Annotated in this window: 13 protein-coding genes; 3 read left to right on the forward strand and 10 right to left on the reverse strand. The window is 69.0% G+C overall.

Annotation, left to right across the window (positions count from 1 at the left end; all coding sequences use genetic code 11):
- Nucleotides 1-38 precede the first annotated feature (38 nt).
- The 7 genes from ACOCEP_RS36490 to ACOCEP_RS36520 form a co-directional block, all read right to left on the reverse strand.
- Nucleotides 39-1,187, reverse strand: a complete 1,149-nt coding sequence (locus ACOCEP_RS36490; RefSeq protein ID WP_482334197.1) for an epoxide hydrolase family protein — start codon at nucleotides 1,185-1,187, stop codon at nucleotides 39-41.
- A 162-nt stretch (nucleotides 1,188-1,349) separates the two neighbouring features.
- Entirely contained in the window at nucleotides 1,350-3,692 is a 2,343-nt protein-coding gene (locus tag ACOCEP_RS36495; RefSeq protein WP_482334199.1) for a polysaccharide lyase 8 family protein, read from the reverse strand.
- Between the two features lie 106 nt (nucleotides 3,693-3,798).
- Entirely contained in the window at nucleotides 3,799-5,256 is a 1,458-nt protein-coding gene (locus tag ACOCEP_RS36500; protein ID WP_482334201.1) for an aldehyde dehydrogenase (NADP(+)), read from the reverse strand.
- Between the two features lie 12 nt (nucleotides 5,257-5,268).
- Entirely contained in the window at nucleotides 5,269-6,414 is a 1,146-nt protein-coding gene (locus ACOCEP_RS36505) for a hypothetical protein (protein ID WP_482334202.1), read from the reverse strand.
- Nucleotides 6,415-6,418: 4 nt separating this feature from the next.
- On the reverse strand, nucleotides 6,419-7,675 hold the full coding sequence (locus tag ACOCEP_RS36510) for a glucarate dehydratase family protein (RefSeq protein WP_482334204.1): 1,257 nt from the start codon (nucleotides 7,673-7,675) through the stop codon (nucleotides 6,419-6,421).
- A gap of 2 nt (nucleotides 7,676-7,677) precedes the next feature.
- Complete coding sequence (locus ACOCEP_RS36515; protein WP_482334206.1) at nucleotides 7,678-8,622, reverse strand: 5-dehydro-4-deoxyglucarate dehydratase; 945 nt, start codon at nucleotides 8,620-8,622, stop codon at nucleotides 7,678-7,680.
- Between the two features lie 46 nt (nucleotides 8,623-8,668).
- A complete protein-coding gene (locus ACOCEP_RS36520; protein ID WP_482334207.1) occupies nucleotides 8,669-10,180 on the reverse strand; it encodes a sodium:solute symporter family protein in 1,512 nt (503 codons plus the stop codon).
- 154 nt (nucleotides 10,181-10,334) lie between these two features.
- Between ACOCEP_RS36520 and ACOCEP_RS36525 the strand changes: the two genes are divergently transcribed.
- The 3 genes from ACOCEP_RS36525 (at nucleotide 10,335) to ACOCEP_RS36535 (ending at nucleotide 13,778) form a co-directional block, all read left to right on the forward strand.
- On the forward strand, nucleotides 10,335-11,141 hold the full coding sequence (locus tag ACOCEP_RS36525) for an IclR family transcriptional regulator (protein WP_482334209.1): 807 nt from the start codon (nucleotides 10,335-10,337) through the stop codon (nucleotides 11,139-11,141).
- A gap of 35 nt (nucleotides 11,142-11,176) precedes the next feature.
- A complete protein-coding gene (locus ACOCEP_RS36530) occupies nucleotides 11,177-12,001 on the forward strand; it encodes an NAD-dependent epimerase/dehydratase family protein (protein WP_482334211.1) in 825 nt (274 codons plus the stop codon).
- A 322-nt stretch (nucleotides 12,002-12,323) separates the two neighbouring features.
- A complete protein-coding gene (locus ACOCEP_RS36535; protein WP_482334213.1) occupies nucleotides 12,324-13,778 on the forward strand; it encodes an amidase in 1,455 nt (484 codons plus the stop codon).
- Nucleotides 13,779-13,802: 24 nt separating this feature from the next.
- On the opposite strand, the gene ACOCEP_RS36540 is transcribed toward ACOCEP_RS36535, so the two are convergent.
- Genes ACOCEP_RS36540 through ACOCEP_RS36550 form a run of 3 tightly spaced genes read right to left on the reverse strand, consistent with a single transcriptional unit; the run spans nucleotide 13,803 to nucleotide 19,423 of the window.
- A complete protein-coding gene (locus ACOCEP_RS36540) occupies nucleotides 13,803-14,789 on the reverse strand; it encodes a peptidylprolyl isomerase (RefSeq protein WP_482334215.1) in 987 nt (328 codons plus the stop codon).
- 60 nt (nucleotides 14,790-14,849) lie between these two features.
- A complete protein-coding gene (locus tag ACOCEP_RS36545) occupies nucleotides 14,850-17,141 on the reverse strand; it encodes a glycosyl hydrolase family 95 catalytic domain-containing protein (RefSeq protein WP_482334216.1) in 2,292 nt (763 codons plus the stop codon).
- Nucleotides 17,142-17,143: 2 nt separating this feature from the next.
- A complete protein-coding gene (locus tag ACOCEP_RS36550) occupies nucleotides 17,144-19,423 on the reverse strand; it encodes a glycosyl hydrolase family 95 catalytic domain-containing protein (protein WP_482334218.1) in 2,280 nt (759 codons plus the stop codon).
- Between the last annotated feature and the right edge of the window lie 173 nt (nucleotides 19,424-19,596).

The raw sequence follows: 19,596 nt of genomic DNA on the forward strand, positions 1-19,596 counted from the left end.
TTCGTCCCTGGGTCGGAGCCGACGTCCACCGCTCGACATCACTTCGCGAGATTCCCGAAGAATTCCCGGAGCTCGGCCACCACGTCGTCCGGGACGGCCATCGCGACCATATGGCTCGGGCTGTCGTGATCCGCCCAGCGCACGACGTCGTTCTTACGGGTGGCGATCGTGCGCAGCACGGACGGCCCGCCGTGGGAGACGCCGGTCGGTACCACGGTCTGGTCGATCGGCATCGCGGCCGCTCCTTCGTAGTACGGCCACAGCGAGGTGCCACCGGTCCCGGTCAGCCAGTACAACGTCGCGTTGGTGAGCAGGAGGTCGCGGTCGATCGGCTCGGCGGGCGCCGTGCCTTCGGGCCAGCCGTCGAATTCCTTGAACCGTTCGACCAGGTACGCCAGCTGCGCGACCGGCGAGTCGAGGAAGCCGAAACTGAGCGTCTGCGGCCGGTTCGTCAGGTACGGCGCGTAGCCGCTGTCACCCGCGAAGCGCTCCATCAGGGCGGCGAGATCGGCCTGGTCCTGCTCGGTGAGCCCGTCGAAGTCGGCCGGATCGCCCATCGGTATCCCGAGACCCGACGTGATGTGCGAGCCGATCACGTGCTCGGGCGCGTGCACCGCGAGACAGGGCGTCACCAGCGCTCCGGCGTCGTTCCCGTGCGCGCCATAGCGTTCGTAGCCGAGACGGCTCATCAGCTCCGCCCAGGTCCGCGCCACCCGCGCGATGTCCCACGGGCGCTGGTCGGCAGGCTCGGGGAACGAGGAGAAGCCGAAACCCGGCAGCGAGGGCGCGACGACGTGGAAGGCCCGCGCCGGGTCGAGCCCGTGCGCCCGCGGATCGGTGAGCGGCCCCAGGACGTTCAGGAACTCGGCGATCGAATTCGGCCAGCTGTGCGTCATGATCAGCGGGACGGCGTCCGGTTCCGGCGAGCGGACGTGGAGGAAATGGATCCGCTGCCCGTCGATGGTCGTGGTGTACTGCGGAAACTCGTTGAGCCGCTTCTCGTACGCGCGCCAGTCGTAGCCGTCTCGCCAGTATTCGGCCAGCTCCTTGAGGTACGCGACCGGAACGCCCCTGCTCCACTCGGCACCGGGCAGCGCCGACGGCCAGCGGGTGCGGGCCAGCCGGTCGGTCAGGTCGTCCAGATCGGACTGCGGGATGTCGATGCGGAACTGCTCGATGTCGGTCATGAAGCGACCGTAGGGGCCATTCAGGCCAGATCGTGACCTAAATGCGCCCGCGCGTTCAGGACGGCGTGCTCCTGGCCGGGCGTGTCGCGAAAGCCACTTTCGCGACGTCTGATGTCCCGAAAGTGGCTTTCGCGACACGGCCCCCGCCCCGCGTTCAGCCGACTAGACGCGGACGACCTGTGTGGCGCCGAAGGTGTCCTTCACCGGCACCTCGACGGTCTTGCGCCGTACGGTCACGCGCAGGACTTCCTGGCGCTGTGTCGGGTCCGAAACGGCCAGCCGCCAGCCGTTCCCGGTCCGCCCCAGAGCGACCGAGGCCGGACCGGACACCGACACTTCGTCGACCGAGCCGGCGGCGAAGAAGTTCGCCAGTAGCGTCGCGTCCCACAACCGGACGGCCTGCACGGTCGCGGTGTTGGACCGGACGCGCCACGACCAGGCCGAGGCGATCGTCTCCAGCACCGACGCGGTGGGCAGGACGGCGTACGCGTAGCTCGCGTCCGAGGGATTGGCGCCGTGTTCGATGACCAGCTTCTGATAACGCCGGGTGTAGGGCACGGTCGTGCCCTTCGTGTTGGCACCCTTGTCGATGTCGCGCCAGGTGCCCGTCCGGTCCTCGCGCAGCGCGGTGACCTCGGCGTTGTCGAGCAGGACGTACCCGCCGACCTTCTCCAGGTGCAGCCATCGCTTGCGCCGCAACGATTCCGAGCCGCCGACGAGGTGGCCGTCGGCCAGCAGGACACCGGTGCCGCTCTCGCCGAGGTTGCGGTTCTCGATCGTGGTGCGGACCCGTTCGCCGGAGGAGTCGGAGATCCCGGCACCGAGGCACAGCACGCCCGACGGCGTGAAGAACCAGGATTTCTTCGCGGTCAGCGTGCCGTCCTGCGAGACGAAGTCGAGGGCGTGCGCGCCGTGCCGCGCGTCCCAGCGGACGCCACCGCAGTGATCCTTGCTCGTCAGCGGGACCGACTCCAGTTTCGGCGTCGGGCCGGCCTTGCTGGTGGTTCCCGGCAGCAGCAGCGGGTCCACCGTCGGCCAGTAGGCGTCGGTGAAATGTCCCTTCGCCTTGGGCAGGAACAGATACAGCGCACCGTCGCCGACGTACCAGCCGTGCAGGTTCATCGAGTTGATCGACTCGTACCGCGAAATCCGGGTCGAGGCGACACCGAGCGAGGCCGACCAGCCTTCGGTGATGTGCACCATCCGGTCCTGCTGGCCGAACACGCGATGGGTCGCGACCGTCCGCGCCGGCCGGATCCCGGTCGCCAGCAGCTCCTGCGCGAACTCGATGCCGGGGATCCCGACGAGGTCGGGCCCTGGCGCGAACCGCTCGGGATCGGGGATCTCCAGGTACGGCGCGAAAGTGTCGTCGGTGATCCACTTCGCGGCGAGACCGCCGAGTTCCTCCTTGCGCTTCCCGCTCGCCGACCGCGCCAGCAGGACCACCGCGCCGGTGAGCTGATGCCCGATGTCGTGCGCGGATTCCCCCTGCCGGGAAAGGAACCGGCCGCGGACCGACTCCATCAGCGCGCCCGCGTGAACGAAGGGCGCGAAAGTGTCGGCGACCAGCGCGTACGCGGCGTCGCGCACGTCGGCGGGCAAGGCGAACTCCGTGCCCTTGGTGACGTGGACGGCGGACGCGACCGCGGTGAGCAGGATGATCCCGTAATGCCCGGGATACGGCACCGAATCGTGCTGCAGGAACGAACCGTCGGTGTGGAAGCCGTCGCCCGCCGCACGGTGCAGCTTGGCGATGACGCTCGCCGCTCCCCTGCCTTCGACGTCGGTGAACGCGCCGACGCCGCGCTTGATCCGCTCGGCGTCGCCGAGCATCGCGCCGGAGACGATCGAGATCATCGACTTGTCCGCGCGGTTGGCGCCGGTCTCGACGACGCCGGGGTTGTTGGTGCGGCGGTTCGGGTCGCCGGAGAATTTCAGCACCGGCTTGAGGTACTTGGCGAGCTCGTCCTGGGTGAGCTCGTCGGCGACCGTCGCGAGGATGTGCAGCAGGTAGAGCGGGATGCCGATCTCGTAGGTGTACCAGTTGCCGATCTCGGCGGTCTTCTCGCTGTACTGATCGCTGGTGTACAACAGTTCCAGCGCACCCTTGATCCGGGCGAGCACGGCGGGATCGCCCGCCAGCGCGCCACCCGGTGTCCCCCAGTTGACGGCGATCGCGCGGAGCCGGGCGTACATCGACGTCGTGAACTCGCTGCCGGGACCGAGCGGCAGGTCTTTCCACAGTGGACCGCCGCCGACCGTCATGCTGTCGTGGTACGACTTCGCGACCCGGTCGAGGTTCGCCAGCGCGGCGGAGCGTTCCGCCGACGGCCGGTCGATCCCGGTCTGCAGTTCGCGGTAGCCGGTCACGATGGACGACGTACCCGGGGCCGCGGGCTGCGCGGACGAAGTGCCCGCGAGTGCTGACGTGAGCGCCACCGAAGCGGCCGCTGCCGCGCCTCCCCGCAAGGCCGTTCTCCTGTCGAAGTAACCGAAACCGGGCATGACAGTGCCTCCCAAAGGGGTCAGAGACGGATCAAGGGGCGGCGGCGGGTGCTGGGGCTCGTGAGTGGTAAGGACGGTTCTAACCGTCCTTACCGCTCACGAGCTCTTAGCGTTTCCCGTCGGTCCTACGAGGCAGGCCCCAGGGGTTGTTCTCCTGCAACGGTTCCGGCAGGAGCTCGTCGGGGAAGCCCTGCCAGGCGATCGGTCGCAGGAACCGCTCGATCGCGGCGGTGCCGACCGAGGTACTGGTCGGCGCGGTGGTCGCCGGGTAGGGACCACCGTGTTCCTGTGCCCAGCTGACCGTGACACCGGTCGGCCAGTCGTTCCACAACAGACGGCCGGCGACCCTGGTCAGCGACGGGAGCACCGGGCGGATCCAGTCCACATCGGACTCTTCACCCTGGATGGTCGCGGTGAGACCGGGTTCCATCACGCCGAGCAGGCTGATCAGCTCGTCCTGATCGGTGTAGGTGACGATCAGCGACGCGGGGCCGAAGCACTCCTCGCGGACTGTGCCGGCGTCGGCGAGGAAGGCCTTGGCGGTGGTGGCGAGCAGGGTCGCGCCGTGCGAGATCCCTTCCGCGCCACCGGATTCCGAAAGCACCTCCACGCCGTCGACCTCGCTGAGCTTCGCCAGTCCGTCGGCGAAGCCCGCCGCGATGCGCTCGTTGAGCATCGGCTGTGCCGGGACCGCCGCGACGGCCTCGCGCAGCGTGTCTTCGAGGCCGTGGCCCTCCGGCAGGAACAGCAGCCCCGGCTTGGTGCAGAACTGCCCGGCACCGAGGGTGAACGAACCCGCGTAGCCCTTGGCGATCGCTTCACCGCGCGCGTCGATCGCGGCCCGCGTGACGACGACCGGGTTGACGCTGCCGAGTTCGCCGTAGAACGGGATCGGCGACGGCCGCGAGGTCGCGATGTCGAACAGCGCGCGCCCGCCCGGCACGGAACCGGTGAACGACGCCGCCTGGATCCGCGGGTCCTTCAGCGCCGTGACGCCGTTCTGCTGGCCGTAGATGACCGCGAAGATCCCTTCCGGCGCACCGGCCCCGACCAGCGCGTCACGCAGGACCTCGCCGGTGCGGGCGGACAGCTCCGGGTGCCCCGAGTGCGCCTTGAGCACGACCGGGCAGCCCGCGGCCAGCGCCGACGCGGTGTCGCCGCCCGCGACGCTGAACGCGAACGGGAAGTTGCTGGCGGCGAACACCAGCACCGGCCCGATCGGGGTGAGCAGACGGCGGATGTCCGGCCGCGGGCCCATCGGCCACGCGGCGTCCGCGTGGTCGACGGTGGCGCCGAGGAACTCGCCGTCCGCCAGCACCTCGCCGAACAGGCGCAGCTGGAACGTCGTGCGCTTCAGCTCGCCCTGCAGCCGCGGGGAGGCCGGGAGATGCGTCTCCCGGTTGGCCAGCGCGATCAGCTCGTCGGCGGCCGCGTCGAGGGCGTCCGCCGCCGCGTTCAGCCATCCGGCGCGCTGGGCTGGGGTCGCGGCCGCCGTCGTGCCTGCCGCATCGGCGGCGGCCGCGAGGATCTGGTCGAGCGTGGCGGGATCCGTTGCCTGGCTCATTTCTTGCGTCTCCTAGAGTTCTTGCGCGGCGCTGACGGCGGCGATGAGATCCGCCCAGCGCCCCGGGCCGGCGAGGCCGAGGTGGTACAGGTGCAGCTCGGCGGCGCCTGCCTTGCCGAGTTCGGTGGTGTAGGCCTCGATGTCGGGCACCGGGCTGGCCGCCACCGCGGTGATGTAGCTGCCGACGGCTACCTTCTCCGGCAGTTTCGCCCGTGCCGCCGCGACCGCGTTCACGCTGGGGTGACCGGGTGCCCAGTTCTGCAGCACCACCGCGTCGACGTCGTCCGGGGCCGACGGCGTCAGCCCCGGCAGCGCGCCGGTGACCCACGGGTCCATCGCGCCGTGCAGCACGATCCGGGGCCCGGACGGGATCTTCTCGAGCACCGCGCGCCGGAGGGCGTCGGTCGCGTTCTGGCGCGTGTCGAGCAGGACCTGCCGCAGCGTGGGCAGGATCTTGTCCTCGGTCGCCCGGAGGTCACCGCTGTCAATCAGCCGCCGAACCTCGGCCCGCAGCTTGCCCAGCGCCTTCGCCGGATCCTGACCCGCCGCGGCCCAGGCGTCGAGACAGTCGTCGCAGCAGCAGATCGACAGCAGCCGCGCCACCGCGGGCGACCAGACACCGTCGGTCTTCTCGTGCTGGTGCTGGTGCACGGCACCGAGCGGACCGCAGGCTTCGAGGATGACGGTCGCGAAGTCGAGCCCGGCGAGGCTCTCCGCCGTCACGTTCGCCGCGTACTCGCGGACCGCGGGCACGCCGGGACACAACGCCCACGGATACCGCTCGCCGAAACAGTTGCGCACGGTGAAATCCGGGAACTCCGTGCCCAGCTGCGAGTTGTGCGTCAGCACGAGCCAGGCCGCGGCCGGGATCCCCGCCTCGGTCAGCGTCCGGACGGCGTCACCCGCGCTGTCGCGGCTTTCGACCCAGTCCGGTTCGGCGGGCTTCAGCTCACCCCACGCCTCCTCACGCACCGGCCGGTACAGCGCCGCGTGGCGCGCGACGACCGAGGTGCGCTCGGGCGACCAGGGCGTCGCCGCCCGGGCGCTGTGGTACGACACGGCGACGGCGACCTCGTCGACGCCGAGTTCCCGTACGCGTTCGACGAAGCCGGGATCGTCGACGACGTCCCAGGGGTAGGCGTATCCGGTGACCTTCACCTCGTCACCACCGTGCCGTGTTCGGTTCGAAGCTTCCCACGAACTTCCGCATATAGGTCACGTCATCCCGTTTTGTCTGTCCACTTCGGACATAGTCTTCATGGGCCCGCGCCAGCGCGTCGGGGTCGAGTTCGACCCCGAGCCCCGGCTTGTCGGGCACCGCGACCGCACCGTCGGCGAACTCCAGCGCACCCGGGGCGATGACATCGGCCGTCTTCCACGGCCAGTGGGTGTCGCAGGCGTAGGTCAGGTGCGGCGTCGCCGCGGCCACGTGCACCATAGCGGCCAGACTGATCCCGAGATGACTGTTCGAATGCATGGAAAGGCCCACGTCGAAGCATTCCGCCGTGGTCGAGAGGGCTTGGGTGTCCCGCAACCCACCCCAATAATGATGGTCCGAAAGTATTACGCCGACCGCTCGCTGCCGGAAGGCGGGCTCGATGTCCGCGAAGCGCACGACGCACATGTTCGTGGCCAGCGGCATGTTCGCCTTCTCCGCGACGCGCGCCATGCCCTCGATACCCGGTGTCGGGTCTTCGAGGTACTCCAGGACGCCGTCGAGCTCTTCGGCGACCCGGATCCCCGTCTCGACAGTCCAGGCCGCGTTCGGGTCGATGCGGAGCGGGTGGTCCGGGAACGCGTCCGCGAGCGCGCGGATCCCGTCCATCTCCTGGCCGGGGTCGAACGCGCCGCCCTTGAGCTTGATGGAGCCGAAGCCGTACTCCTCCACCATGCGGCGTGCCTCGCCGACGAGCGCGTCCGGCGTGGTCACCTCGCCCCAGGAGTCCTCCTCGGCGCCGATGTGGGCACCGAACTTGTAGAACAGGTACGCGGAGAAGTCGACCTTGTCGCGGGCCTTGCCGCCGAGCAGGTCCACCACCGGCCTGCCGAGGTAGTGACCCTGCGCGTCGAGCGCGGCGACCTCGAACAGCGAGTACACGCTGGCCACGGTCTTGCTGACGGAGAAACCCCCGGTCAGCCCGTGCGCGTCGGCGAAGACGACCTCGCCCAGCGTGGTGGCGACCTTCCGGCGGAGGCCGGGCAGGTCGAACACGTCGTGTCCCTTGAGCTCCGGCAGCACCTTCCGCACCTGATCGAGGAACGCGAGGTCACCGTAGGACTCGCCGAGGCCGACCACGCCGTCTTCGCAGATCAGCTGGACGACACCGCGCAGCGCGAACGGCTCGTGCACACCCATCGCGTTGAGCAGCGGAGGGTCGGCGAACGCGACCGGGGTCAGGACGACGTCGAGAACCTTCATCTTCAGGCACCGGCCTCGACGGACTTGAGGACGGCGAGGCCGTCGTCGATGATCTTCTCCAGGCGGGCGATCTGGTCCGCGGTGGGCTCGACCAGCGGCGGCCGGACCGAGCCGACCTTGTCACCCCGCAGGCGCGCGGCGGCCTTGACCAGCGACACGGCGAAGCCCTTCCCTTCGTCCCGCAGCGCCACCAGAGGAAGGTAGAACCCGGCGAGCAGCGCCTCCATGACGGCGTCGTCGTTCTCCGCGAGCGCACGGTGGAACCGGGCCGCGATCTCGGGCGCGAAGCAGTGCACGGCCGAGGAGTACCGCGCCACGCCGACCGCGGCGTAGGCGCGAGCGGAGACCTCCGCCGTCGGAAGACCGTTGAAGAACAGGAAATCCTTGGCCCGGTCGGTGCCGGCGGAGCGGATCGTGGTGATGATCCGGCTCATGAGCTCGACGTCGCCGAAGCCGTCCTTGATCCCGACCACCGACGGGATGCCGAGCAGGTCCACGGCCGAATCCGGGGTGAACACACCGGTGGAACGGTGGTAGACGATCACCGGGATCGAGGAATCGCCGACGGCGTACCGGACGTGGTCGACCAGCCCGGATGGCGGGCCGGTGACCAGGTACGGCGGCAGGAGGAGGACGCCGTCCGCGCCGCCTGCCTCCGCCGCCGCGATCCCTGCGCGGGCCGACGCAGCGCCTCCGCCGGCGCCGACCCACACGGGCACGCGCCCGGAAACGACCTCACGAGCCTTGCGCAGGATCGCTGCGTGCTCGTCCGGGGACAGCGAGCTGAATTCGCCCGTACCGCAGGCGACGAACAGCGCACCGGCTCCGGCGGCCACGTGGCTCTCGACGGTTTCCGCGAACGCGTCGAGGTTGAGTTCCAGCCCCTCGGTGAAGGGGGTCAGGGGGAACGCCAGTAGGCCGTCGAGTTCGATCTTGGGCTGTGCCATGGATTTCTCTTTCGTTCTTTGTGGATGGTCCCGGGTACGGGCCCGGTCAGGCGGGCACGGTGGTGCCGTCCTGCGACTTGCGGGGTAGGACGTCGTCGTCGCGGTCGATCGTGTCGATGATCTCGTCGGTGGAGGCCTTGCGCTCGGGCATGAGGTAGCCGAGCCCGATGAACAGCGCCAGCGAGACCAGGATCGGGGTGGACACGGTGACCGCGAGGGTGGCGTTGTAGCCGTAGTAAGCGATCGCGTAGGCGATGAGACCGCCCGCCCACGAGATCAGGGCCGCGCGGGAGCCGGAGCGGCGGAACGCGGGAAGCATGCCGAGCAGCAGCGGCACCGAGATCGGGCCCATCAGGGCGGCGACCCACAGCACCACGATACCGAGCACACCGCCGAGTTTCTCGGCCTGCGTGGCCACCGCCATGGTGAGCACGACGAAGATCACCGTCGAGATCCGCGCGGCCAGCAGTCCCTGCGATTCGGTGAAGCTGCGGGCCTTCTTCCACAACACCGGCATCATGTCGCGGGTGATGACCGCGGAGATCGCGTTGGCGTCCGAGGAGACCATCGCCATGGTGTGCGAGAAGATCCCGGCCAGCACCAGCCCGACCAGACCCGGCGGGAGGAACGTCGTGGTCATGATCGCGTAGGCGTTGTTGGGGTTCGAGATGTTCGGGATCAGCAGCGGGGCGGCGAACATCGGGAACATCATCACCAGCGGCCACACCAGGTACAGGATCGAGGAGAGCCGCGCGCCGCGACGGGCCTCGTAGGTGTTCGGCGCGGCCATGTAGCGCTGCGCCAGGTTCCACATACCGCCGTTGTACTCCAGCGTCTTCACCAGCACGTAGACGAGCAACACGATGGTGGTGAACTTCGAAGTGGTCGGGTTCAGGTGGGCGGGCGGGAGGTCCCCCCACACGGTCCACAGCCCGGAAACGCCGCCGAGCTTGTCCAGCACGACCCACAGCATCACGATCGCCGCGATGGCCTGGATGACGAACTGGCCGAAGTCGGTGAGCGCGTCGGCCCAGAGACCGCCGACGGTGCAGTAGATCAGCGTGATCGTGCCGGTGATGATGATGCCCCAGGTGTAGGGCACGCCCGCGAAGACGTTGAGGATCGTCGCGACCGCGAACCATTTGGCCGCGATGTCGAAGATCTTCAGGAGGCTGCCGCTCCAGGCGAGCGCCTGCTGAGTGGGCACGTTGAAGCGCTTCGCCAGATACTCGAGCGGCGAGGCGACACCGAGCTTCGACCGCAGTCGGTTCCACCGCGAGGCGAACAGCCAGCTGCCGATGCCGACACCGATGCCGATACTGGCCATGCCCCAGAAGTAGACGGTGATGCCGTCCGTGTACGCGACGCCCGCGTACGCGACGAAGAGCACGGCGCTGTAGCCGGACATGTGGTGGGAGATACCGGCCAACCACCACGGCATCTTGCCGCCGGCCGTGAAGAAGTCACTGACCGTGTTGATGCGGCTGTGCGACCACAAGCCGATCACCACCATCAGGACGAAGTACGCGGACACCATGATCCAGTCCAGTAAATGCACCGCTGACTCCTTTCCGCGTTCACGAAGGCCCAGCCCGACCTGTTCACATCCATGAACGGAGTCTGTTATAGTGATTATGTTCATCCATAAGAACGCTGTTCGGGACGCTAATATGGCCGGAGTCACAAGTCAACGGCCGGATGGAGGAGCGCGGATGCCGCAGCAGGAAGCCGCCGTCACGGTGGCGAACGGCGCGCCTGAACCCGCCGGGGTGAAGTCGGCAAGGCGGGCGATCGACCTCATCGAAACCTTCGCCGCGAACGACGTGTGGCTTTCCCTGTCGGATCTCCACGCGCGCACCGGTTTCCCCAGGTCGAGCCTGCACGGACTGCTCCGCACCCTGCTCGAAGCCGGCTGGCTGGAGGTGGACACCAACACCGCCCGCTACCGCCTCGGCGTGCGCGCGCTGATCTGCGGCACGGCTTATCTGGACCGCGACCCGGTCGTCCCGTACGCGACCGAAGCGCTGGAGCGGATCCGCGAGAAGACCGGCTACACGGCGCATTTCGCGCGCCGCGAAGGCACCGACGTCGTGTACCTGGAGACGCGCGAGTCCCGGCACTCGACGCATCTCGTGTCCCGCGTCGGCCGCACGCTGCCCACGCACGCGACCGCGCTGGGGAAGGCGTTACTGGCCGAACTGACGCACGACGAGATCGACGGGCTCTTGACCGGAGAGCTGTCGGCGCTCACCCCGAACACCATCACCACCGTCGAGGCGCTGCACGCCGAATGCGCGAAGACCCGCGAACGCGGCTATGCCTCGGAAGTCGAGGAAGGCAGCCTCGGCGTCCGCTGCGTCGCGGCCGTGATCCCGTACCGCATCCCCGGCACCGACGCGATCAGCTGCTCCATGCCGGTCACCGAAGTCACCGACGCCGACGCCCAGCGCGTCGGCGAGCTCCTCGCCGAAATCACCGCGGAACTCGGCCAGCAACTGCGCCGCGCCGGCATCCGCTGATCCTCCCGCACTTCCTTCACTGACAAGGGGTTCACATGGCAGACCAGCGCGTCCTGATCACCGGCTCGGCGGGAATCGTCGGCACCCTGATGCGGCCGCGGCTGCGCCGTTCCGGCCGGGTACTGCGGCTGCTCGACCTGGCCGCGCAGCCCGAAGCCGCGGGCGGCGAGGACGTCGAGCTGATCACCGCGTCGGTGACCGACCCGGAGGCGATGGCGGAGGCCTGCGCCGGTGTCGACGCGGTGATCCACCTGGGCGGGCACAGCCGCGAGAACTCGTGGGAAGCCACTCTCGACGTCAACGTCAACGGCACCCACACCGTCCTCGAAGCCGCGCGGGCCGCCGGTGTGCCGCGCGTGATCCTGGCTTCCAGCAACCATTCCGTCGGCTTCCGCCGCAACGACGAGGCGGGCGCGGACGGCCTCCCCGCCGACTCCACACCCCGCCCCGACACCTATTACGGCGTCAGCAAGGCGGCCATCGAAGCACTCGGCAGCCTGTACCACTCGCGGTTCGGCATGGACGTGATCGTCATCCGGATCGGCTCCTGCTTCGAAAGCCCGCTCGTCCTCGGTCCGCGCGGCCTGACGACCTGGCTCTCCCCCGACGACGGCGCCCGGCTGTTCGAGGCCTGTCTGAGCTACCCGTCCCCCGGCTACCGGCTGATCTGGGGCGTCTCGGACAACACGCGCCGGGTCTACTCGCTCGCCGAAGCCGAGGCCCTGGGCTACAAGTCGCTCGACAACGCGGAGACCTACGCCGACCAGCTGGCCGATATGCCCGCGCCGACCGGTGTCGCGGCGGAGTACGTCGGCGGGCCGTTCTGCACCGCGCCGCTGGGGGCGCACAACCCGCTCTGAGGTCTCGGTTCACGGTGGGTGAGGGGTGTGTGGAAACAGAGACGGTGAATGTCCCTGTTTCCACACACCCCTCCCGATCAACCGGTCAGACGCTCCCCGAGACGGCGCGCGAGGTCGGCCAGGTCGTCTTCGGGGAATTGAGACGTCCATCCCGTTGCACGAGCCGGCATTCCGTGGCTCACACGGGCGGAGTCGCCCATTTTCAGCACCGTGACCTGCACCGATCCCCCTACAGTCACAGAACGCGTCCACGAAGCGCTCTTTTTTTGTTGCACGGCATAGAATTTCGTGCCCCCACGAGGACGCAGATAGCTTCGGATCCATGGAATGGAGCTTTCAGCCGGCCGAGGAAATCCTTGCCGCATTGCGCGCCGGCGCGGTGACCTCGGCGGAATTGACCGACGAGGCGATCGCCCGTATCGAGCGCGAAGACGAGGTGATCAACGCGATCTGCGTACCGGACTTCGACCGCGCGCGGGCCGCCGCGGACCGTGCCGACCAGGCACGCGCGCGTGGTGAGGACCTGCCACTGCTCGGCGTCCCGGTGACGGTCAAGGAGTCGTACGACATGGCCGGGCTGCCCACGACGTGGGGCATGCCAGCACACCGCGCCTATGTTCCCGCCGAGGACGCCGTTCAGGTGTCGCGGCTCAAGGCCGCGGGCGCGGTGGTGCTCGGCAAGACCAATGTGCCGTTGGGGTTGCAGGACATCCAGAGCTTCAACGACATCTACGGCACCACCCTCAACCCGTGGGATCACGGCCGGACGCCGGGCGGGTCCTCCGGCGGGTCGGCGGCGGCATTGGCGTCCGGGTTCGGCGCGCTGTCCCTCGGTTCGGACCTCGCCGGCTCGCTGCGTACGCCCGCGCATTTCTGCGGGGTCTACGCGCACAAGCCGACGCTCGGCCTGGCTGCCGCTCGCGGCATGGTCCCGCCGTCCGAGCCTGCCTTTCCGACCGACCTCGACCTCGCCGTCGTCGGTCCGATGGCGCGCACCGCGCGCGACCTGGCGCTCCTGCTCGACGTCATGGCCGGACCGGACCCGCTGACGTTCGGCGTGGCGCATCGCTCGGCGCTGCCACCCGCCCGCCACGACCGGCTCCGCGATTTCCGGGTCCTGGTCGTCGACGACCATCCGCTCATTCCGACCGGAGCCGCCGTCCGGGCGGGCGTGCACCGGGTGGCCGACGCGCTCGTCAGCGCCGGTGCCCGCGTCGAGTGGCGCTGTCCGCTGCTGCCTGACCTGACCGAGGCCGCGAAGCTCTACATGGAGTTGCTGATTTCAGGTTCCGTCGCGCGATTTCCCATCGAATCGCTTGAGCGGCTTCGGGCCGACGCGGACGACCAGAGCCTTGACGCCGTTCGGCTGCGCGCCATGGAGTTCAGCCACAGCGACTGGTTGGAAGCGGACAAGCGCCGGGAGGTCCACCGCCACCGCTGGCGGCGGCTGTTCACCGAGTTCGACGCCGTGGTGTGCCCGATCACGCCGACTCCCGCGTTCCCGCACGACCACCACCCGAATCCGATGGAGCGGCGCATCGACGTCGACGGCGTCGAGTACCCGTACTTCGATCAGCTCGTCTGGGCGGGCCTCGCGACCATGCCCGGCCTGCCGGCCACCGCCATACCGACGGGCCGGTCTCCCGAGGGCCTGCCGGTCGGGGTGCAGCTCGTCGGCCCGATGTTCGAAGACCGCACCCCGTTGCGGCTGGCCGAACTGCTCGAACAGGAGATCGGCGGCTTCCAGAAACCTCGTGAGTGGCAAGGACGGTTCTAACCGTCATTACCACTCACGAGGTGTTCAGCCCACCGCGATCGACTGGAACGTCACGGGAATCCGCGGCGGTCCGGTCCCGTCGCCCGGTCCCTTCGAGTCGTCCACCCCACCGCGCGCGACCTTGTCCAGCGTTTGCAGACCGGCGTCCGAGATGCTCCCGAACACGGTGTACTCCGGCGGCAGCTCGGCTTCTCCGTAGACCATGAAGAACTGGCTGCCGCCCGAGTCCGGCGCCTGCCTCTTCGCCATGGCGAGAAGGCCCCGCCCGTACTTCAGCCCGGAGAAGACCTCGTCCGGGATGGTGTAACCCGGTCCGCCCATCCCGGAACCTTCGGGGTCGCCGCACTGGAGCATCTGCAGCCCCGAGGTACCGAGCCGGTGACACGAGGTTCCGTCGAAGTAACCCTGCTGCGCCAGCGAGAGGAAGTTCGCCACGGTGCACGGCGCGAGCCCGCGGTCCAGCGTCAACCCGATGTCGCCTGCGGTCGTCTTGACCGTGACCTCCGACGTCCCGGACGCCGGGGTCGGGCCCGCCGCGGGCGGGTTCACCTTCTTCGGCGCCGTTCCGGTGGAATCCGCCGGGAACGCGCAGTCCGTCGGATCCGGCAGCGGCGTGCCGCGTTTCGGCATCGGAACCCTGCTCGAAGGGATGTTCACCGGGCTCTGCGTCGCGGTGTCCTCGGTGCTGGACGGCGGAGCCGACGTGGAGGACGACAACGCGGCCGTGCTCTTGTCCTTCGAGTCCGGCAGGAAGAACCCAGGCGCCACGAAGCCGGTGATCGCCACGACGGCGACGCTCACGACGAGCCCCAGCGCACCCAGGCCGACCCACAGCACCGTCTTGGTCGACGACGACGGCGGCGGCTGTTGCGGCGCGCCATACCAGCCTTGCTGCTGGTACGGCTGCTGCGGATAGGGCTGCTGATACTGCTGCTGGAGAGGCTGCCCCTGCGGAGCCCCGGGGTCGGGCGCCTGGCCTTCGGGCTCGCCCGGCTGCGGCGGCTGGGACATCTGTGCTCCTGTCGTCCGGAAGAAGTACAGGAACACTCTCGCGTATCGCCGCTCACGCCGTCACGGCATCCCCCATGGTGCGCCGGTCCCGTTCGCCGGGACAGGCCGGACCTCGAGGTCGGGCCGGTCCCCCGCGCGGTGCACGACGGCCTCCTCTCCACGCCGCAGGTCGACGTGGACGTCGCCGTTCGGCAACCGCCGCCAGCGTTTCGGCCGCCCCCACCGGTCGCGGACGGTCAGCTCCCCGGCCATGTCCGTCCGCAGTACGCACGGCGCCCCCGCCTCACTGGTGACCTTGACCCAGCGTGTCCTCCCTGCCTGCCGGGAGGCGCTGACCAGGAAAGCGCCCTCCGTGCGGAAGTCACGCAACGCGGCGTCCGCCCAGCCGGCGGGCACGGCCGGGAACAGCCGGATCACCCCGCCCCAGCTCTGCACGAGCATGTCGTGCAGCGACTGCGCGGCCGAAAGCGGCGTCTCGATCACCGGACCGGATTCCTTGTACATCGTGTTCGGCTGGATGTAGCGCCGCTGCAGTTCGCCGAGGTAGAACGCCGCCTTCTCGCCGCGCAGCATCTGCGCCGACATCGACGCGGCACCGGTGAACGTGTAGCCCTGCAACGCGCCTTCGAAGCCCACCCAGTGGTCGAGCGAGGTCTCGATGATCCGCCGGTGTTCCGGACGCTCCCAGGTGATCTCGTACAGCGGGTAGATCTGCAGCAGATGTGAGTAGTGCCGGTGCGATTTCGCGAACGGCACGCCCGCGCCGATCATGTAGCCGTCGGCGTCGGCCGGATACGGGACCAGCGTGGCCAGCACCTCCCGCCAGCGCCCGGCGAGCGGGTCGTCGACGCGCAGTTCCGCCGTCGACTCCAGCAGGGTCTTGCAACCCCAGCGGATCAGCGCGAGGTCGTAGGTGCAGTCCGGCGCGTTCACGCCGTACTCCGGGGAGAACGTCGGCGGCAGATGCAGTTTTCCGTCCGATCCGGGCGCAAGGAAGTGAAGGTAGTAGTTGATCGCCTTGCGCAGCAGCGGGAAGAGGGTGTCCCGCAGGAGCCGCCGGTCCATCGTGTGCCGATAGGACAGCCAGACGTTGTGCAGCGCCCAGGTGAGATTGCCGACCTCCGGCGTCGGCGTCGCCTTGCCGGGGATGCCCACCGGGAATCCCGCGTTCGTCCCGGCCGCGCCGTTGAGGAGGGTCATGTCGGTCGTGCGCGGGATGCCCGCCGAATCGTGCTGGTAGGGCTCGGCGACCTGGCTCGTCAGGTTCGCCCGGAACTTGCCGAGCGCGTGGCTCACGGCGTCCAGTTCGAGGTGGTTGGAGCCGTGGATGAGCCAGTATTCGAGCTGGACGTTCAGGTTCCACCAGGTCGCGGGCCACGGGGTCGGCTCCAGCCACGGTCCGCAGGTCGCCATCACCGGCGCTTCCCGGCGCGCGGCGGAGGCGATCTTGTACAGCTGGATCCAGTAGAAGCTCTGAAGCCGGGTGTCCGGAACGGACAGGAATCCGTGCCGATAGTAGTCGTGCCACCAGCGCCGATGCCCGGCCGTCAGCGCGGAGAACGGCTCTGCCCGGCGGACGGTCTTCAGCGCCTCTCGCGCGGCCATCCGCTTGGGGAATGACCACGCCACGGACGTGTACAGCGTCCGCTTCGATCCGCGCTCGACCTCGCGCCACGCCGTGACGTATTCCCCACCGGCCAGCAGGGCCTGCACGGAAAGCTCGGCGTCGCCGCTGGTTTCCAGAGTCGCGGGCGGGTTGGCCACGTACCCGGCCGGCGGCGGCTTCCCGAACTTGGGATCCGTTCTCGGGCTCACCGCCTCGGCCGGGTGGAAGATCCACTCGAAGCCGCGCTCACCCTCGGACGGCTCGATCTCGACGGCGAGCAGCGACTGTCCGGTGTGGACGATCGCACGCAGTGAGAGACTGCCCGCGGCCGTGGTGATCGTGCCCCTGAGTTCGGCGTTCCAGAGGTCTATCCGCCAGTCGATCCCGATGATGGCGCCGACCGGTTCGAGGGTGAAGTATCCGATCGGCAACCGCGCGAGCCCGAACAGGGAGCCGAACTCCGGCCGATGATCCTGCACCTCGCTGTGCTGGACGTTGAACCGGACGGCGTTCCGGCCCGGTTCGGCGTAGATTCCGGAGCCAAGGAAACCGTTGCCCAGAAAGGGACCTTCGTACCAGGTCTTCGGCATGCGCCGCCAGATCAGGTCGGCCGTGCCGAGGAAACCCGGCCAGTCGACGCCGCCGAGCGCGAAGTCGTTCTCCACCGCCGACGCCGACGGCGCGAACCCGGCCGCCGCCACGCCCGCCAACGCCCCGCCGAGCACCGTCCTGCGAGTGATGTCCATGCTCAGACCCCCCATGCCGGAGTTCCACGATCACCGGGAACATCCCGTGGCTCCAGCACCGGACGGGCGCCCCGTCGTGTGACGACGGCCGTGCCGCCGCGGCCGAGCGGGATCGAGATCGTGCCCGGACCCGCGTGCCGCCAGGGGAGCCGACGTCCGCGTCCGTCTCGGACCTCGATGTCGCCGGGGATCCCGTGCCGTAGCGTGAGCGGCTCCCCCGCCTCGCTATGGACGCGGATCCATTCGGTCGCGCCGTTCACGCGGGAAGCGTCCACGAGGAAGGCGCCCTCCGCGCGCAGGCTTTCGAAGGACGCGTCCGGCCAGGTGGACGAGACCGACGGGAACACCTTGAGAATGCCGTGATCGCCCTGCAGCAGCATGTCCACTATGGACTGCGCGGCGGTGATGGGACTTTCGATCGCGAGGTTCACGCCCTCGCGGTACATCGTGTTCGGCGTCAGCTGGGTGTCTGCCACGACGGTGCCGTCGAGGAAGATCTTCAGATACCGCAGGGCTTCCTCCGGCGCGTCCATCACGGAGCTCATCGACGAGGCCGCCGCGAAACTGTACCCGTGCCATTTGGCCTGCGCGCCGGCCCAGTGCGCGAACGTGCGGCGCATGATGTCCCGGTCGCCGGGACGGTCCCAGAGTTTCTCCCGAAGCGGATAGAGCCAGAGCAGATGCGAGAAATGCCGATGCGAGTCGGCCAGCGGGACACCGTCGCCGATCAGCACGCCCTGGGCCGGATCCTGGTGGTACGGCACCAGTTTCTCGCCGATCTCCCGCCACGCCGGCACCCTTGGGTCGTCGATGCGCAGCTTGACGGCCGATTCGACGAGGGTGCGCGCGGCCCAGCGGATCAACGAGAGGTCATAGGTGCAGTCCGCCGCGTCGGCGTACTCGGGTGACCTCGTCATCGGCAGGTGCAAGGCGCCGTCCGGGCCGGTCGCGAGGAAGTGGCGGTAGTAGTTGAGCGCCTTGGCGAGCGTCGGGTACAGCACGTCGCGCAGGACACGGACGTCCATGCTGTGCCGGTACGCGAGCCAGACGTTGTGCAGGCCCCAGATCAGGTTGCCGGTCTGGTCGTTCTTGGTGACGGGGCCCGGGATCCCGACCGCGCGGGTGCCGCCGGGTCGCAGCCGCCAGTCGCCCGGATGCGAAAGGGCGTACGTGTCACCGTCCCGGTAGGCGGGTGGAACCGAGAGTTCGAGATTGGCGTGGTCGCGGCGGAAGGTCGCGGTGACGGCGTCGAGTTCGGGATGGTTGCTGCTGTTGACGATCGGGTACGTGACCTGGACGTTGAGGTTCCACCACACCGCCGTCCAGCTGTTGCCGACCTCCGGGAACCACGGTCCCCATTCGGCGACGACCGGTCCGTCCGCTCGGGTGGCGCAGGCGGTCTTGTACAGCTGGATCCAGTAGAACCGCTGGATCCGTTTGTCCGGAATGGACACGAAACTGCGCCGGTAGAAGGCGTTCCACCAGCGCCGATGGCCGGCGACGAGCCCGTCCGGGTGCGTCGCCGACGCCCGCTGGACCCTCCTGATCGCCTCGGCGGTGTGGGTCGGCTCGGGAAACGCGTACGCGACCGTCGCCGCCAGCAGCCGTCGCGTGCCGATCGTCCGCTCACGCCACGCCGTCGTGTACCCGCCGCCCGCGTGAAGGGGTTGCTCGCAGTACCGGACCTCGCCCGCGCCGGCGAGCTTCGGGGCGGGATTGGCCGTGTACTCGGGCGGTTTTCGGATTCTCCTGGTCGTCGCCGATTCGAGTGGGGTGAACCCCCATTCCGCGGAGTCCTCGCCGGTGAGCGAGACGAGGAGGAGGTCCTGGTCGTTGTGGACCAGCGCGGAGAACCGCACCGAGCCGCGGGTGGTGGTGATCGTGCCGCCGAGTTCGGCGTTGTACAGATCCAGGTGCCAGTCCACCGCCGTGATCGCGCCCTCGAAGGTGAGGGTGAGGTAGCCGATGGGGAGCCGCGAGTACCCGATGGCCGCTTCCCACTGCCCGCGCTGGTCCTGGACCTGGGAATGGCTGAGCATCACCTTGAGGACGTTCGGCTGCGCGCCCGCGTAGAACTGCACGCCGAGGAAGCCGTTCGCGAGAAACGGGCCCTCCTGCCAGTTCTTCGGCATCCGCTTCCAGGCCATGCGCGCGTCGTCGACGATCCGGCGGTGGACATCCTGTCCGGCGAGCGCCGGCGGAGCTCCCTGAGCCCACAGCCCACCGAGCGCGGCTGCCCCGGCCGCGACCCTCAGCATCGATCGTCTGGACAGCTCGGCCATGGGTCGCCTCCAGATTCATACTACGTTTACCGCAGATCAAGTCCTGGCGACCGGCATGTTTCCAGAAATAGTCGAGCTTTGGCCACCCCCTTCACTCGCGCAGCGGTACATACATCCGATGTCTCGTCGGACAATTCAGCCGTCGTTGAGTAAGTTCGCGCGCAGCGCCCTGA

Source organism: Amycolatopsis sp. CA-211722 (assembly GCF_056828465.1).

What these genes read in the sequence shown, in the direction of transcription:
- ACOCEP_RS36490 (WP_482334197.1), bottom strand. Translation starts at nt 1,187, where the DNA reads ATGACCGACATCGAGCAGTTCCGCATCGACATCCCGCAGTCCGATCTG.
- ACOCEP_RS36495 (WP_482334199.1), bottom strand. Translation starts at nt 3,692, where the DNA reads ATGCCCGGTTTCGGTTACTTCGACAGGAGAACGGCCTTGCGGGGAGGC.
- ACOCEP_RS36500 (WP_482334201.1), bottom strand. Translation starts at nt 5,256, where the DNA reads ATGAGCCAGGCAACGGATCCCGCCACGCTCGACCAGATCCTCGCGGCC.
- ACOCEP_RS36510 (WP_482334204.1), bottom strand. Translation starts at nt 7,675, where the DNA reads ATGAAGGTTCTCGACGTCGTCCTGACCCCGGTCGCGTTCGCCGACCCT.
- ACOCEP_RS36515 (WP_482334206.1), bottom strand. Translation starts at nt 8,622, where the DNA reads ATGGCACAGCCCAAGATCGAACTCGACGGCCTACTGGCGTTCCCCCTG.
- ACOCEP_RS36525 (WP_482334209.1), top strand. Translation starts at nt 10,335, where the DNA reads ATGCCGCAGCAGGAAGCCGCCGTCACGGTGGCGAACGGCGCGCCTGAA.
- ACOCEP_RS36530 (WP_482334211.1), top strand. Translation starts at nt 11,177, where the DNA reads ATGGCAGACCAGCGCGTCCTGATCACCGGCTCGGCGGGAATCGTCGGC.
- ACOCEP_RS36535 (WP_482334213.1), top strand. Translation starts at nt 12,324, where the DNA reads ATGGAATGGAGCTTTCAGCCGGCCGAGGAAATCCTTGCCGCATTGCGC.
- ACOCEP_RS36540 (WP_482334215.1), bottom strand. Translation starts at nt 14,789, where the DNA reads ATGTCCCAGCCGCCGCAGCCGGGCGAGCCCGAAGGCCAGGCGCCCGAC.
- ACOCEP_RS36545 (WP_482334216.1), bottom strand. Translation starts at nt 17,141, where the DNA reads ATGGACATCACTCGCAGGACGGTGCTCGGCGGGGCGTTGGCGGGCGTG.
- ACOCEP_RS36550 (WP_482334218.1), bottom strand. Translation starts at nt 19,423, where the DNA reads ATGGCCGAGCTGTCCAGACGATCGATGCTGAGGGTCGCGGCCGGGGCA.